The following is a 15043-nucleotide window of genomic DNA, read 5'->3' as shown; positions in this document are numbered from 1 at the left end:
TGGAGTAACAGGTCCAACTGGAGTAACAGGTCCAACTGGAGTAACAGGTCCAACTGGAGTAACAGGTCCAACAGGCTCAACTGAAAGTTGCCTTTGTGATTGCTGCGTTTTACCTATGCAGAATGTTTTACAACAACTTATTGGGGAAACAGTGCTTCTTGGCACTATTGCGGATGCACCAAACACTCCACCACTTTTCTTTTTATTTACTATTACTTCCGTAAATGATTTCTTAGTAACAGTTACAGATGGTTCCACATCCTATGTAGTCAATATTTCTGATGTAACAGGGGTAGGTTTTTTACCGCCAGGACCATCTATAACATTACTTCCACCAGTAGACATAGGATGCGAATGTGATTGTCGTGAACGACCAATTAGGGAATTACTAGATACGCTTATTGGTTCTACAGTGAATCTTTTAGCAAGTACTGGTTCTATTGCAGCAGATTTTAATGTGGAACAAACGGGTCTCGGTATAGTTCTAGGTACTTTACCTATAAATCCAACTACAATTGTTAGATTTGCTATTTCAACCTGCAAAATTACAGCTGTGAACATTCTCTAAAATGTAGAGATGTATAGTAAAAATAGAACCAAATACCCATCAGGGTAAATTTTTATTACACTCTCAGAATGAAATTTTTAGGCTTTCTTGTAACGAAAAAGCTTATTTATCGTTTTGAGGACTTGTTTTCTGAGGGTGATGGCGATGTGGTACTCCTCCATGCCCAATGCCCATCAACTTAAGAATTCAGATTTACCCCAAAATGAAAAAAGAACTTTTTGCTACAAATTAACAAAAAGTTCGTTCTGAAGGTGCTAAAAAATTTTTTCGACAAAAAATCAAAAACAGCTTAAGTCCATTGTAATTATAGGTCAGAAAACAACTGGCAGATTAACAAGAGAACGAATTTTACTATGATTATAATTTAATTGATCCGGTTTGATTGCTAGGCGAAGGTTAGGAAGCCGCTGTAGCAAAGTACCTAATGCAATTTGTCCTTCTAAACGTGCTAATGGAGCTCCCAAACAGTGATGTATACCAGCCCCAAAGGCTAAATGATTATTTTCTTCTCGTGAAATATTCAATGTTTCCGGATAAGTAAATTTCTGTGGATCAATATTTGCAGCAGTTAGAGAGAGTAGAACTAAATCACCTTTGGGAATCCTCTTTCCGTGTATTGTCATATCTTCACTAGCAAGACGGCTAATAAACATAACTGGGCCGGAATGGCGTAATAGTTCGTCAACAGCGGAAGGAATAAGGGAAGGGTTTTCCCTTATTAAATTCATTTGTTCGGGATGTTGAAGTAATGCCAGTAGACCATTACTGATTAGATTAACTGTCGTTTCATGTCCAGCGATAATGAGCAGCCAAATTGTCGAGAGAAGCTCGTTATTACTCAACTTGTCTTCTTGCTCTTTTGTTTGTACGAGCTCGCTTATCAAATCAGCATCAGGATTTAGGCGCTTTTCGTTAACTAGTGCCTCGATGTATTGAATAAATTTTTCAAGTGTTGTTGTAACTGCGGCTCCTTCACTAGGATTCACAGAGGCGTTCATGAGTACCTTGGTCCATTCACGGAACCGGTTTCGATCAGTGGCGGGAATCCCAAGCATCTCTGAAATAACAATAATGGGTAGTGGGTAAGCAAAATCTGAAATAATTTCCATCTTTCTTTGTTCCTGTACAGCAACCAACAATTCGTCGGTAATTTGCTGAATACGGGGACGAAGATCCTCTATCATACGTGGTGTAAAGGCTTTAGAGACTAGACGACGTAGACGAGTATGATCAGGTGGATCTACACCGTAAGCATATTTGGCATATTCATCAACCAGTCAAACAGTTTAGTCGTAGCTGTATTTTCCGATCTCATTTTCGGATAGCGAATAATTAATATTAGTAAATCTCCGTTTCATTAAACAATTTACCTTATAAATTCCAATAGTCACTATTTATATCACTGTTATATTTATATTCAATCTTTTCTTTTCCACACTTTTCACACTTATAAAAACTAGCTGTACCGATCTGTCCTGTTTTAAAATTTTCACTATCTTGAGTTTTAATAAAGTTATATTTATGAATGCATCCAGGTTCTTTCACCTTATTTATCCATCCTCTTAACATAAAGTAATCAAACTCCTTTAAAGAATATTCCTCGTGGGTTTCTGTATTTATAAAATCCTACGAAATATTTTCAATCAATGACTACGTTATGCCTTAACCTACAAAATTCGTGAAATGTTGGTGCCCCCCCCTATGCTTAACTTGCATACTTTGCAAATTTCTTATCTATGAAATGAGCAACGATAAAGATAATCGGAATAAACAGTAATTTGAGAAGGGAAATGTGTGTTATACCTGTTTTTTTGATATAAACATTAAGGAAAATTGCTATCAGTACCAGAGTAAACGTCCATTCCTTCAGGAATATTCTTCTTATAGAACCTTTTTCCATACATATACCTCCCTTTTCCTAATTGTATCACTTAGATAATACGCTTATAAGAAAATTTTTCCTTTATATTATATACATGTGAAGTGAACATAACGTCCTATTATCAGTAGCAAGGAAAAAGGCATCCCCTTACTCTCACAAGTGATTCACCTTTTCTATAATTCTATGCATATTTTATCCCCCCTCCCCTGACTCAGTTTTAGGGTTCTCCTTTGTAACTAAATGAGCCGAAAAACTGTATAAAATCTTGTATGCTCTTAGCTTGTTTTTTTTTCAAAATGCTACTGGTACTCCTTCTAGTCAATTACCCCAGAGTATGTGGTGCTATCCCAGCTATATTTATTTGTAACATCTAGATGTGGAGGTGCATTATATATAATGTCTTGGTCAATTGAAGAAGGCTCGGAAACAGTCGGTCTTCATACGAAAAATGAATCATAACAAAAGCATTACTTGAAGTATGCTTTTGTTATGATTGGTAATTTTTTTAGCAAGGATTCAATATTAAAAATTCGTATCATATCCATTCTTATATATCAATAATATTTAATATCCCTAATTTAAATTTATTATTTCAACGGGTGGAAAATAACACTAATTTTATTTTGGTATAACAGGAACCCAAAGTTCATGCCTTGGTTTATGTTTTGGACCGTAATAGCATTCTATACATGGTAAATTTGCAAGTTCATACTTAGAGGTTGGGACCCACTCGGAGTACAAGCGTTTCCATGCATCCACTATGTTCGGGAAAACTGCCCATGTACTTACAGGAATAACAAGGGTTTCCATATCAGCTGGTACTTCTCCATCGTATCTTACCCCCATAAAATAGGAAAACTCTTCATCTGTTATAGCAGCATCTTTTCCGCAAACCCCCAAAAGACTTTCCAGTTTGCATTTTGGATCTTCCCATGACATATCTATCAATTCTTGCATAAAGCCATCTTTTTTCGCATTGTTCCAAAGTGTAGGAATTTTTTTAAAAGCACTGCTTGTCTTTACGCGCTTACTTTTACCTACAATTCTTAGTTCAAAATCAAGGTTTTCAATCCTGTACTCCATCTCGGTATCTCCTTTTATCGAAATTTGAAAGGAAATTCTCGGAAAAGCTTTTAACTGTACTCCTTTATTACGAGCGTTAGAAGGAGTTATTCCATGCATTTTTTTAAAAGCACGCGAGAAAGCATCAGAAGAAACATAACCATATTTAATAGCTGCATCAATAATTCGAATATCACCTTTTTGAATTTCAAATGCTGCAAGAGTTAATCGTCTTCGTCTAATATATTCTGAAAGTGATACACCTGAAATTGATGAAAACATCCTGGAGAAATGAAACTCAGAGCAACTAGCTGCCTTTGCAATTTTCTTATAATCTATGTCTTCATCCAAGCTATTTTCGATGTATTCTAATGCATTATTCATTCTTTCTAACCAATCCATAAGTTTACTTCCTTTCAAGGATTTACTTTAATACATAACAAACAAAAATAACCGATATTTCATGCCTAAAAATGTCGGGACAAAAAGTACACGCTTTAATATATAGTGCATTCTTTTCCAATGTTTTTTCTTTATCTGAAGAAACTATTATTCAATAAAAAATCTAAATTATTTCGCCTATAAAGTTTATGATCGACCCACTGATTATAACTTTATATAATTACATCTAATTTTTTCATACCATCTTTTGAACATATCATTTATGTTTTGAAATTAAATTTTGATATTTACTTGCGTACCATTACCTAGTGTTTCTAATACAGCAATAATTAATATTGTGTTACATTAGGTTACCGTGGCTTCCATAATTAACTTTGAAAGAATTTGAATAATATTTTTTTGACTTTTATATAATACATATTTCCCATCTTTTTTACTGGTAACTAACTTTGCTTTTTTTAGTACTTGAAGATGCCTAGAAACGGCCCCCCTCGCTCAAATGGCAAATTTGTGCCAAAGATTGCGTTGTTAATGAACGTTCCTGTAATATCCTCAAAATTTGCAACCTAGAAGGCTCCCCTAAAGCTCGATAAATATCTACCATTTTTTCAATAGGTTGCTCTGGGAATGCCTGTTCTCTTGCTACTGAAGAATCATAAACAATAACAACCCCCTCTTTTATTTCGTCTACAAAAAAATGAGGCCAAACAAAATAACTAGGCATAAAAATAATAGATTCATCACTTTTCATCTGATAAATTGTTTTAAATGGTTTGTGAAGATACAATTTATTTTTATTATCAATCCAAGAAATGCGCTCTGAGGATAAGGAAGCAATAAATGCTGAAAACCCTTTTGTTTTGAGTAAGGTAGTTTGTTCTACAATTTCATTTAATAATTCACTCTTTAAATCTTCCCATATAGCCGAGAAAATTATTTGATAATAATCTGTTAGAAAATTAAGCAACCTACGGAATACAAAGGTTGGTCGCCTCTTTAAATCTTCGAGTATATTACTCTTATTACTGAAAGTAAAATCTGTCCATTCAATTCCTTTAGCTAAACTAGGTATAAATCGATTCTCCCTGTGTTCAAAGACAAGTGTTAACTCATGTAGAATCTTACGAGCATTTTTAACAGTTAATTTTTTAGCAAGTAATTCTATCTCCTCTTCAATTGTGAATACAGATTTGTAGATTCCAGGAAGTAGCGTGGGTGGAACTCCTAGTTCAAAACATAGATTAAAATATTGTAGATCCTTTTGCATTTCATTTGTTAAGTTTTTTTTAGCTTCAATAACCCATGGTAAGTGAATCCCGTGATGTTTTGGATTGTTTAATACATGCATGCTTCGAAACATTTCATTCAAAGGTGAAAAAGAAAATTGAATGCGTTGTAACAGCGTTTCTTTGTTATTTGCTATATACGGAGGAAATATAATTTCAATTCCCATATTAATGTTCTCTCCTTAAACGATTTGATAAAAACGAAATCGATAGATTATTAAGATAATTTTATTTTATCATTACATTGAAAGTAAAAACACTTAAGGAGGAAATTTATTATGTTGAAGCAAAACGAAAGACTTATGTACAAATCTGAAGCATTTGATAACGAAATGTATTGGGAACGCGTAAACCGAAGCCTTGGATGGCTAGGCAGTACCGAGGAAGAACAAGTACAAAGACAGAAAAAACTACGCGATGCTGTTGTTGGAATTGCAGGAACTGGTGGTATTGGAGGAGCACTTGCTACACGTCTTGTTAGAATGGGAGTAAGAAATCTAAAACTTGCAGATCCAGATTCATTTGATGTTTCGAATATGAATAGACAAATGGGTGCTGATCTGGATCATCTAGGAAAAAATAAAGCTGAAGTTGTTGCTGAAATGACTTACAATCTTACGAAAGATGTAAACATAGAGGTATATCCAGAGGGAATTACTCCTGAAAGTGCTGAGGAGTTTATGAAGGATTGTGATTACGTTTTAGACCAGATGGATTTTTACGAAATTCGTAATCGATATGCATTACATCGTGCTTTTCGAAAATCAGATCGCTGTAAATTCATGTTAAAAGTCCCTACAGTTGCGCATGGTACATATATTTATAAATACACAAAAGATTCTATGCCTATCGAAGAAGTATATGGAATTCCCGAAGATGCTACAATGACTCCAGAGGTTATTAAAAGACTTATGGAACGCCTTATCCCTGAAATGCCTTCATATCCAAGTAAAGAAATGTTAGATCATTGGTTTATCGACTTAGAGAGAATGCCTATTTTTGCTGGATGCCCACCGCTTGCAGAAGGTGTTTTAGCAGAGCGATTAGCATTAGCTATTACAGAACTTGATCAATTGTCAGGTGCTCAGCAATTACCAGTTCAACCAGGATACGCTATGTTTGATACTATGGCTTGGCAATCTAAAATAGTTCATGGTAAGTGGTGGTCTGAATGATCCAACCTGTAACTAAAGTCATTTTATTCTCAGAAGTAAATTCGAAATTTGGTTTACCGTTTCTTCAGGAATTAATACAAGAGCCTTCTATTTCTGTAGAGGCTCTTGTAACTAGTCCCGAAGGAAAGTTATGTTCTTATTATATTGGAGAACCTGATCAAGTTGATTTAGAAAAAGAAGCCAAAGACATTGGAATTCCCGTGTTACGACCGGATAAACTGAATTATTCTAACACAATAGAATTATTAAAAAATTATAATGCTGACTATTTTATTATTGCTAATTACCAAAAAATCTTAAAAGAAGATATTTTATCTATCCCAAAAGAAGATACTATAAATTTTCATCCAAGCCCATTACCTAGGTATGCTGGATTAGCACCTTTTTTCTGGATGGCTAAAAATGGAGAAAAAGAAGGTGGTGTTTCATGTATCCAAGTTGTACCAGAGATTGATGCTGGTCCTATTTTAGCTCAATTGCCAGTTGTGATGTCAGGGACTGAAACGGCTTTAGAAATTCGAGAGACACATTTTAAACAATCCATTATTTTACTAAAACAAGTTCTTCAAAAAATTAAAAACAATGATTTCACTTCAAAATTGCAGTTATTGTCTAATCGAACCTATTATAGTCAACCAAAAGAAGAAGATTATTTTGTAAATTGGGAACAGGATATAGAATCCATACTCCGCACTATTCGCGCTGGGTATCCACAAGGAGCTTTGGCATTTAATCATTATAATGAAAAAATCCGAATATTAAGTGCTGAAAGAACAGAATATCCTCAACCAATTCAAAGTATTGGTGTATTTCGTGAACATAACAATAAAATTCTTGTTTCTACAAAAGATGGATGGCTTCATTTACAAATGATTATAAATGATGTTTTATCAACCAGCACACAAATAGATGAACAAGAACATAATGAACAGGTAGTGTCAATTTAATGGATAATACAAATGTGGTTATAAATCGTAAAATTGACTAAATAAGTTAAATATTATCCTGAGTAAATGAAACGACAGTTCCTTTTTTATTTCGTAATTGCCTAAGTTCTAATTCCAGATCATTTATTTTTTTTACAAGTTCTGCACGTTCCAAGTCCAATAATTTATTCTTTTCGGCAAGTCGATGAACCTCAGCTTGCAAGTATCCATTATGTACTTTCAAATTATTGAATTCTATTTGGTCTATAATGGCTTTATCAATAAAGTTTTCAAGTTCTGACATTCGTTCCTGAGTTTTTCTTTCTTTATTTTTTGATAATAAATCTTGCTTTTCAATATCATCAATACGTTTTTCAATATATAAACGCAATGTATTGGGATTGTTATAAACAGTACTTTTGGAAATACTTATTGCCTTACATATCCCACGAATATTTAAGTTTATCGACTTAATTTCTTTGAGCGTTTTGTTAATTCGTTCTTCGGTTTCTAAGAAATATTGTTCAATCGTGATAAATTGTTCTCGAGTACTTTCCTTATAAAGACTTAAATCACCTAAATTAAACTGTTTTAAATGTTCCTGAGTTGCAGCTATAATGCTTTCGCGCTCCATTTTTTCACTTCCTTTTCAATATCATTAATATTCCCTATAATACTTTCCAATTCAGGATATTTGTCACAAATCCCTCCAGACCTTATTTCATCTTTAAGTAACATTAATTCGGGATTCAATTTTCGTTCAATATACTTTTTGATACCTTTTAATTCTCTTTCAAGTTCATTACGATATTTTTTGTTTTTCTCGTACAATTTTTCATTATATGCAACGATACTCGCTTTTTCTTGAAATCGCTTTAACGAGAATGGTAATTCTTCTAACGAATGAATCTGAACACCAAGATAATAAGCATCATTAATACTTGATATATATTGATTACGTTCACATAATTTATTGAAGGACTTCGCACATATACCTAATTCTGTATCCGCAATCGGGGTATTAGTTCTTGAAAGCTTAGATACGATTTCTTCTATATCTGTGAAAATATTCAGTTTGTTTTTTTTCAAAAATTTATTTATTTGATTATACACTTCTTGATATTCTTCAGTTCGAAGTTCTTCTATTATATATTTATCAGAGATGTCATTTATATTTGTATTAAGTGTCAAACCATCCTTTGTGGACCTCTTTTTCAACGTTTCAATCGCATTTATCTCTATTTTTTTTATCTCGTTAAATCTAATATAATGTTGAGTCATTTCTTCAGTTAAATGGTTCATATGTTGGCGAATAAAGTCTAGATGAAAACCTTTATTGTATAAAATTGTAGCTAATATAACTCGATATTGATGAAAAGTAACATAGTATATATCTTTATCCATTTCATCATCTGGAACAAACTTTAGCGATTTGTAGTTTCTCTTTCGCGTCACAGAGAATTGACTTACATCGTAATCGATAATTTTATCGAGCTGTAATTGATTTTGATGTCGATAAAAAAATTGTACTAGACGCATACGTAATAAACTTTTTGACACTTCTTTCCCCTTATCGTTTACAAATAAATATTGTGTTTTCCTTCTTTCTTTGTATATTTCCGTTAGCGTTCTATATGCTAGCAAGGCATTTTCTGTTATAAAACTTCTAGTCCATTTATACTTTTTTTCTTTTACTGTTTTGTAAGTTTTAAAGTTAAGATAATAAAAGACTTCATACTCACCTTTAACTCCTATTTCATCTAACATACCTATTTCTAAGATTCTGAATTCACCGATACGCATTCCAGTGTCGGCTAATAAAACAATCATACACGCAGCTGCACGTTGAGTAATGAGTAAATTTTCATTTCTTAAATCTTGAATAGCAAGAGAAATTATTTTGTTGTGTATATCCAGCGGAACAAATTTATGTTTCCCTTGTTCTCTCTCAATTTTAATTTTCCTACTGTCATGTTTATTAAGATATTTATAACAATCTGAAAAATTAACATCAGGTACTCTAAGTTCTATCTCCAACAAAAACGTCTTAATAGCCTGTTTTTTATCTGCTAAATTCCGTTCAGATGGTGCATTAGCTAAAAATCCTTTAAGAAAAGAAGCATCAATAAGATTAGGATAGTACATATAATGATTAGATAAATGATAAATGAAATCTCTAATATAATAGAATCTTTTCTTTACAGTTGTAAAACGAAGGTGTCTATTAAATAACTCTCTTAAAATCATATATTTAGCATAATTTTTATATGTTGTATCTAATTGGGTAAAATCATAATGATATGCCCAATTCTCATTTGAAAACCTTTTAAATTCATTAAATTCCCATATATCATTTGCAAAATTTATATTAGGAGTTACAGAAAAATCCACAATTTTTTTAAAATTTAAATTGATAAGTTCTGCTCTTACATTTTTATAAGTTGGTAATTCTTCTAAAGATTTAAGCTTTTGCTCCATCTTGTCCACCCCCAATTTTTTCAAGTAGTTTTACATAATAGGCTGTATATAATTTAAGTTGTGCTTCGATCATCCCTCGTTCTTGGCTATTTAATGTACTTTCTTTTAGTGTTTTTAGCGTTGTTATGTGTTTCTTAAATAACGGTATTCTATTGGCGGTAGTAGCAAAATGAGGACAAATGAGACATTCGTATTGTTCCTCTTCAATTACACAACCTCTTTGATTACATCCACCAAGTCCATCTTCTACTGGATTAAGATCTTCAACATCTTTTTCTTCCAAGATGTTCCCATATACATCAACTGATGAAACCGTAACTCCTGCAAAAATTTCAGCATATGTTTGAACTTCCGTAGCTTTACGATAATACTTCTTAGCTGTATGAATACTATTTCCAGACATTTGAACGATCACAGAAGTTGGTATTTTATCATTTATACCTTCGGTATATATATTATTTATAAAAGTAGATCGAAGATTATAAGGACGATATTTACCATCAAGCTGTCCTTCCAATTCTTTTTGATTCTTAGAAAAAGCATTCCAAAATTGCCAAGTAAAATCTATGATCCTCCCTTTTACTTGGTCATCTTCTTTCACAAATATATATTTTTTAATATCTGTACTAGCTTGACTATATGCATTTTCTGTGAGACTTATGGCCTTTTCAATAAGATTAATTTTTTCAATTGTTAGAGTCAATTTAATCTTTTGATTACCAGTTCCCTTTGAATAGTATTGAATTACACCAGCTTGCTCATATTTCTCTAAAATACAGTCTCTTTCTAAATTGAATATTTCCCCCAAACGAATTTTAGTAGTAGTGGCCAAATTAAAAATTATATAACAAAGTTCTCCCATAATACTCTGTGACCTTTTTTCTTGAAACTTTTTAGAAAATGAATTGATATCATGTTTAGTCATTGGATTTCCACCATCATAATCTTGAGGTTTTTGCTTAAGCATATCGATTAACAAGATCGGAATTTGATATTTATTTTTATAAAATTTCAAAAAGCTCCTACATGCCTTTACATAAGTATTTACTGTATGTGTATTTGTTTCTTTACCACCTATATAGAAACACCATTGTTCCAGCAAATCCGCATTCACATAGACATTCTCATCAACTTTGTTGAATTGTTTATAGCTAGAGATAAAATTCAAAAATTCAATGAGCGTATAAATATTTCTTGCCATCGTTCTGACCGACATACTAGTTTGTTTCCAAGCATAAGCTTTTAAGTCTTCACGAAGAGACTTATCTTTAATTTGTAAAAAATCAATACCGCACGGCCTATTTTTAGAAGTATTTGCATAACCATCAGAAGGTATTAGCTGCCATCTATTTTCAAACGGTACCTCTTCAAAAGGATTATAATGAATTAACTTATATCCTCTTTCATAGTAAACAGAGAAACTATTTTTCCCTAAAACGTGTTCGTTGTATAGCGTTCCCTCGAAAATATTGTGTTGAATGTCTTGCTCTTTTATAACCTTGCAAAGGTACATATAAAATCGAACAAGGTATCGAGAAAGTGTATAACTTTGTTCATTAAATAAAAGAGTTAACTCATTAAGCCTTCGATTTTGATAAAATCGATACTGTTTTTTAAAAACTTCGAACGTAAAATCAGCAATAAAATACGGCTCCTTATTCATCGACATTAAACTATAACGAAACAAGTATAAAAAATACCTTAGTAAAAGAGGTTGTTGTTCTTCACTTTGATAAAACCCTATAAGTAAGGATTTTATTTGACTGTTAGAAATATTTAAGTTAAGTATGTTGGCTTTACTACTCTTATTATCTCTCGTTATCATTTGACCTTCCGGAATAAAGTGCAGCTGGTCTAGTGAACTATTCAGAGGAAAGTTAGTGCTAATTCGATCTAAGAAATACTCATTTTTTCCTAAGGTGGTCCTTCGTTCTTCCTGAATCAGAAATTCTTTATTTTCCTTTAGTTCCTTAAAATCTACCATATTTAAATGTCTATTTTCTATAGTGTAAAGATATAAATCAGACAACATTATTCTTGCTATCCTCTTGGTTACATCACTCCAAGTCTTGTATTCTCGAATACACTTCATACTCACACAATATTGTTTCCAAGTAAAATGCTGGATAGTGTAATTTTTCAATATACTGTATAAGAATCTTTCCAAATTGTAACGAATTGAATTACGAACATATACAGAAAGACATTGATTTAAATAACTATCCTCAAAAAATTGCCAAAACAAAGATTTAAACTCTTCATTTTTTAGATGATTTTCTACATATTTTTTAAATGTCTTACTTAATTTAATTGGGAATTTATCAAATTTCAATGACTTCGTTGCTGTTGTCATAGCCTTAAACCTCTCTTGGTTAGCTTATCTTGCTTACTAGCGAAAACAATTAAGTCATCTTCTGTTGGATTAAAATATGCGCTCACACTGTTAGTATTTGAATGACGCATAACATAAGCTAATTTAATCTCATCAAACCCTTCATGTAACACCTTAAACATTGCAAAACCATGACGAAAACGATGGTTAAGATTATCAGTTTTCTTTCCTCTATCAATTTGGATCCCAACTTGTTGAAAAATGTTTTTCATAATCCTATTCCAAGCTCCGCCAGCTATTGGTGTGTAATTTTTACTAAGAAAGACGTATGCATTTCTATCAATATCCATTTCACTAACTTTATCGGCTATATTTTTTTCCAAGTGATTTTTATATGCTTTATCACTCAGGGAAAAAGGAGAAGTAGTTTCATCAATATATTCTTGAATTAAATTAAATGTTTTAGATGAAATATTAATAATTTGAAAACCACCACCCTCTATATTATAAATCTCATTAGTGTAATTATTGCGTGATATAATCTTCAAACAACCTTTTGCGTATTGCCAAGGCTTATCTGTAAAACGATTCCTTAATATTAATCGGCACCTACCTTTTTGTTTTGTTATATGTTCTCCTTGAATGTCCTCTAAAGTTAAACCTAAAACCTCACCAATTCTAAGCCCATATTCATACATTAATTTGACTATAATCTTCTCTCGAAGTGTATATTTATCCTCAATTAAATTCATAAGTTCTGAATATTCGGTGTATTTTATGTATTTAGGGACTATAGTTGTTTTAACTTCCTTTAAGTTCATTGAGTATTTGTGTACTTCTATTGCATTAGCTTTAGAGTTAAAAGCACTACCACTACCTATAATTTTTTTTATCCCACTTTGTTCTTCAAATACGTTGCCTTTTATCCCTAAATAACGAAAAAATTTTCTATAAACTCCTAAATAAGAATTAACAGTATCATTCTTCCGTACAGTCATAAAATCATACGATATGTATTGTCCAATACCTTGACCGCCTTGCAGAAAAGTTATAAATTTTTTCTTGTCATCCACATCTAAATATCTTATTTCTGTATTAAAAAGCTCAATGTATGAATAAAGTAACTTTAAAGCGCGAAGTGCTAATTCTCTTTTGCTAAATCCCTCATCTCCTAGTTCTTCATTTAGGTATTTATAAGTATCAAAATAAACTTTTCCATTTGTACCCATAACCATCATGTATAAAAAATCATTATGTCTTTTGGTGATACCAGCTACCATTACTTCATATAATAGATTTCCTCTAATTCTCTTATAACTATTTCCCCAATACCCCTTATATTCAGTGATTCTATCCATAATTCTCCTCCTCTCTAAAACTACCCTATAACTTCCAAAAATAATCTTAATTAACATATTACCATACTGGACATTTTTTAAGATAGGTTAATTTTTTGGGGCAAAAAAAATACACATCACTGTGTTTTTTAATTCCTTTTTAACTTAGTGTAGTGGACAATTTAATAAGGTAGGATAACAGCCCCACCAAATACCCCAGCCAGCAATCGTATCTGTTACGGTATGACCGATAAGTCCGATTAACAGTCCTGCCACTGGACCAAATAATGCTCCAAAAACAGTTAATATAGCTAATGCTGGTTTAATAAATGTATTCGGTGCAATAGAAAATCCCCAAAGTCCTAATATCCCGTATAATGCTGCTCCAATACCGATTGCTACTACTAACTTTGTTGATAATTTATTCATGACAATTCCCCTCTCATATTAGTCAACTTTTATTACTCTATATTTAATTTAAAAATGAATTATGCATCGACACTCCCTTTCTATACAACAAAAAATGACCTCTTACATAAGAGGTCATTTTCTTTCACGTTCAAGAATCCTCTTATCTTTCAAAAAACACATCGTGTCCTCTGCGGAATTAGCACCTTCCTATAAAATTGCATAGGGGTTGCTGAGGTTTCTTAGGGCCGTTCCCTCCACCTCTCTGGATAAGTATTAATTTGTAATTCGTATTATGGCACTAAAGAATGTAAATTTCAACACTTTTCTTACTATTTTTATTTTTTATTAAATAGCACGTTTAAATCATTGTATTCTTATCGGAATTATGAAATAATGAATTCAAAATCGTTTCGGGAGGAATGCATTATGAAAGTTATTGGTTTGATTGGAGGATTAAGTTGGGAATCTACATCATTATACTATAAACATATTAATACACTTACACTCTCTCAATACGATCAAAATGCGAAGCTAATTTTATATAGTATGGACTTTGGTGAAGTAACTACTTTATTACAAAACCATCAATATGAAGAAGTGAAAAATGAACTAGTTACAGTTGCAAAGAAAGTTGAAAAATCTGGGGCTGAATGTTTATTAATGTGTTCAAATACTGTACATCTATTTGCCGAGGAGGTAGAACAAGCAATATCTATCCCGCTTCTTCACATTGGTGATGTAAGTGCTAAAGAAATGGTAGAACAGAATATAAAACGTATCGGACTATTAGGAACAAAACAAACGATGGAGCAAGATTTCTATAAATCACGATTAGCGAAATATAACATTGAGACAATTATCCCAAATGACGAGGAAAGAACTTTTATCCACCATGTCATATTAGATGAATTAAGTAGAGGGATCATTTCAGAAACATCTAAAAAAAGGTTATTACAAATTACAAAATCATTAATTCAAAACGGTGCTGAAGGTATATTATTAGGCTGCACTGAAATACCTTTACTCATCTCCCAAAATGATCTTACTGTTCCCGTTTTTGATACTGCTTTTTTACATGCAAATACTGCTGTACAATTTGCTGGATAAGAATACACAAGCATAAAGGTGAGAACCTCTATGCTTGTATACAGTTACGACTATTTATCCCGCTATTTGCAGGCAGT

At 32.3% G+C, this 15043-nt stretch carries 11 protein-coding genes, 3 pseudogenes and 1 riboswitch; of the genes and pseudogenes, 4 read left to right on the top strand and 10 right to left on the bottom strand.

The annotated features are described in order from the left end of the window. Positions 1 to 568 (top strand): annotated as a pseudogene (locus BLT20_RS24075) (bclA protein); the annotation flags it as partial. A gap of 311 nt (positions 569 to 879) precedes the next feature. Here the strand turns inward: BLT20_RS24075 and BLT20_RS24070 are convergent. The 5 genes and pseudogenes from BLT20_RS24070 to BLT20_RS24050 form a co-directional block, all read right to left on the bottom strand. Continuing rightward, a pseudogene (locus BLT20_RS24070) lies at positions 880 to 1874 on the bottom strand (cytochrome P450); the annotation flags it as partial. 65 nt (positions 1875 to 1939) lie between these two features. Then, the gene (locus BLT20_RS24065; RefSeq protein ID WP_000943882.1) at positions 1940 to 2137 is read right to left on the bottom strand and encodes a hypothetical protein; all 198 of its coding nucleotides are present in this window, start codon (positions 2135 to 2137) and stop codon (positions 1940 to 1942) included. 136 nt (positions 2138 to 2273) lie between these two features. Beyond that, positions 2274 to 2468 (bottom strand): hypothetical protein, encoded by a 195-nt coding sequence (locus BLT20_RS24060; RefSeq protein ID WP_000410780.1) that lies wholly within the window; start codon positions 2466 to 2468, stop codon positions 2274 to 2276. A 600-nt stretch (positions 2469 to 3068) separates the two neighbouring features. Next, on the bottom strand, positions 3069 to 3914 hold the full coding sequence (locus BLT20_RS24055) for an AraC family transcriptional regulator (protein ID WP_000383874.1): 846 nt from the start codon (positions 3912 to 3914) through the stop codon (positions 3069 to 3071). A 475-nt stretch (positions 3915 to 4389) separates the two neighbouring features. Beyond that, complete coding sequence (locus tag BLT20_RS24050) at positions 4390 to 5367, bottom strand: ArsR/SmtB family transcription factor (RefSeq protein WP_002026792.1); 978 nt, start codon at positions 5365 to 5367, stop codon at positions 4390 to 4392. Positions 5368 to 5478: 111 nt separating this feature from the next. Here BLT20_RS24050 and BLT20_RS24045 point away from each other — a divergent pair, with 111 nt between their 5' ends. Both BLT20_RS24045 and BLT20_RS24040 read left to right on the top strand, forming a co-directional pair. Then, on the top strand, positions 5479 to 6375 hold the full coding sequence (locus BLT20_RS24045; RefSeq protein ID WP_000917709.1) for a ThiF family adenylyltransferase: 897 nt from the start codon (positions 5479 to 5481) through the stop codon (positions 6373 to 6375). Beyond that, on the top strand, positions 6372 to 7322 hold the full coding sequence (locus BLT20_RS24040) for a methionyl-tRNA formyltransferase (protein ID WP_000615896.1): 951 nt from the start codon (positions 6372 to 6374) through the stop codon (positions 7320 to 7322). Before BLT20_RS24045 ends, BLT20_RS24040 begins: the two co-directional genes overlap by 4 nt. Before the next feature lie 46 nt (positions 7323 to 7368). Here BLT20_RS24040 and BLT20_RS24035 read toward each other — a convergent pair whose 3' ends face one another. From BLT20_RS24035 to BLT20_RS24015, 5 genes and pseudogenes are all read right to left on the bottom strand, one after another. Beyond that, positions 7369 to 7935, bottom strand: coding sequence for a hypothetical protein (locus BLT20_RS24035; protein WP_000439131.1), 567 nt, complete (start codon positions 7933 to 7935; stop codon positions 7369 to 7371). After that, on the bottom strand, positions 7914 to 9779 hold the full coding sequence (locus tag BLT20_RS24030; RefSeq protein ID WP_000435847.1) for a tyrosine-type recombinase/integrase: 1866 nt from the start codon (positions 9777 to 9779) through the stop codon (positions 7914 to 7916). Before BLT20_RS24030 ends, BLT20_RS24035 begins: the two co-directional genes overlap by 22 nt. Further along, positions 9763 to 12132: a tyrosine-type recombinase/integrase gene (locus BLT20_RS24025; protein WP_073340026.1), complete on the bottom strand. Its 2370-nt coding sequence runs from the start codon at positions 12130 to 12132 to the stop codon at positions 9763 to 9765. The genes BLT20_RS24030 and BLT20_RS24025 overlap by 17 nt, the downstream gene beginning before the upstream one ends. Next, positions 12129 to 13469 carry a tyrosine-type recombinase/integrase gene (locus BLT20_RS24020; RefSeq protein WP_073340023.1) on the bottom strand — a complete coding sequence of 447 codons (1341 nt, stop codon included), beginning with the start codon at positions 13467 to 13469 and terminating at the stop codon, positions 12129 to 12131. Before BLT20_RS24020 ends, BLT20_RS24025 begins: the two co-directional genes overlap by 4 nt. Positions 13470 to 13649: 180 nt before the next feature. After that, positions 13650 to 13877: pseudogene (locus BLT20_RS24015) on the bottom strand (ECF-type riboflavin transporter substrate-binding protein); the annotation flags it as partial. 139 nt (positions 13878 to 14016) lie between these two features. Continuing rightward, positions 14017 to 14132, bottom strand: a riboswitch (SAM riboswitch). Positions 14133 to 14285: 153 nt separating this feature from the next. On the opposite strand from BLT20_RS24015, the gene BLT20_RS24010 reads away from it, so the two are divergent. After that, positions 14286 to 14966 (top strand): aspartate/glutamate racemase family protein, encoded by a 681-nt coding sequence (locus tag BLT20_RS24010; RefSeq protein WP_000864372.1) that lies wholly within the window; start codon positions 14286 to 14288, stop codon positions 14964 to 14966. Positions 14967 to 15043 lie beyond the last annotated feature (77 nt).

Origin of the sequence: Bacillus sp. cl96, from assembly GCF_900100505.1 — a bacterium.
In the GTDB taxonomy this organism is placed as follows: Bacteria; Bacillota; Bacilli; order Bacillales; family Bacillaceae_G; genus Bacillus_A; species Bacillus_A cereus.
This window is presented reverse-complemented; position numbering and strand designations above follow the sequence as displayed.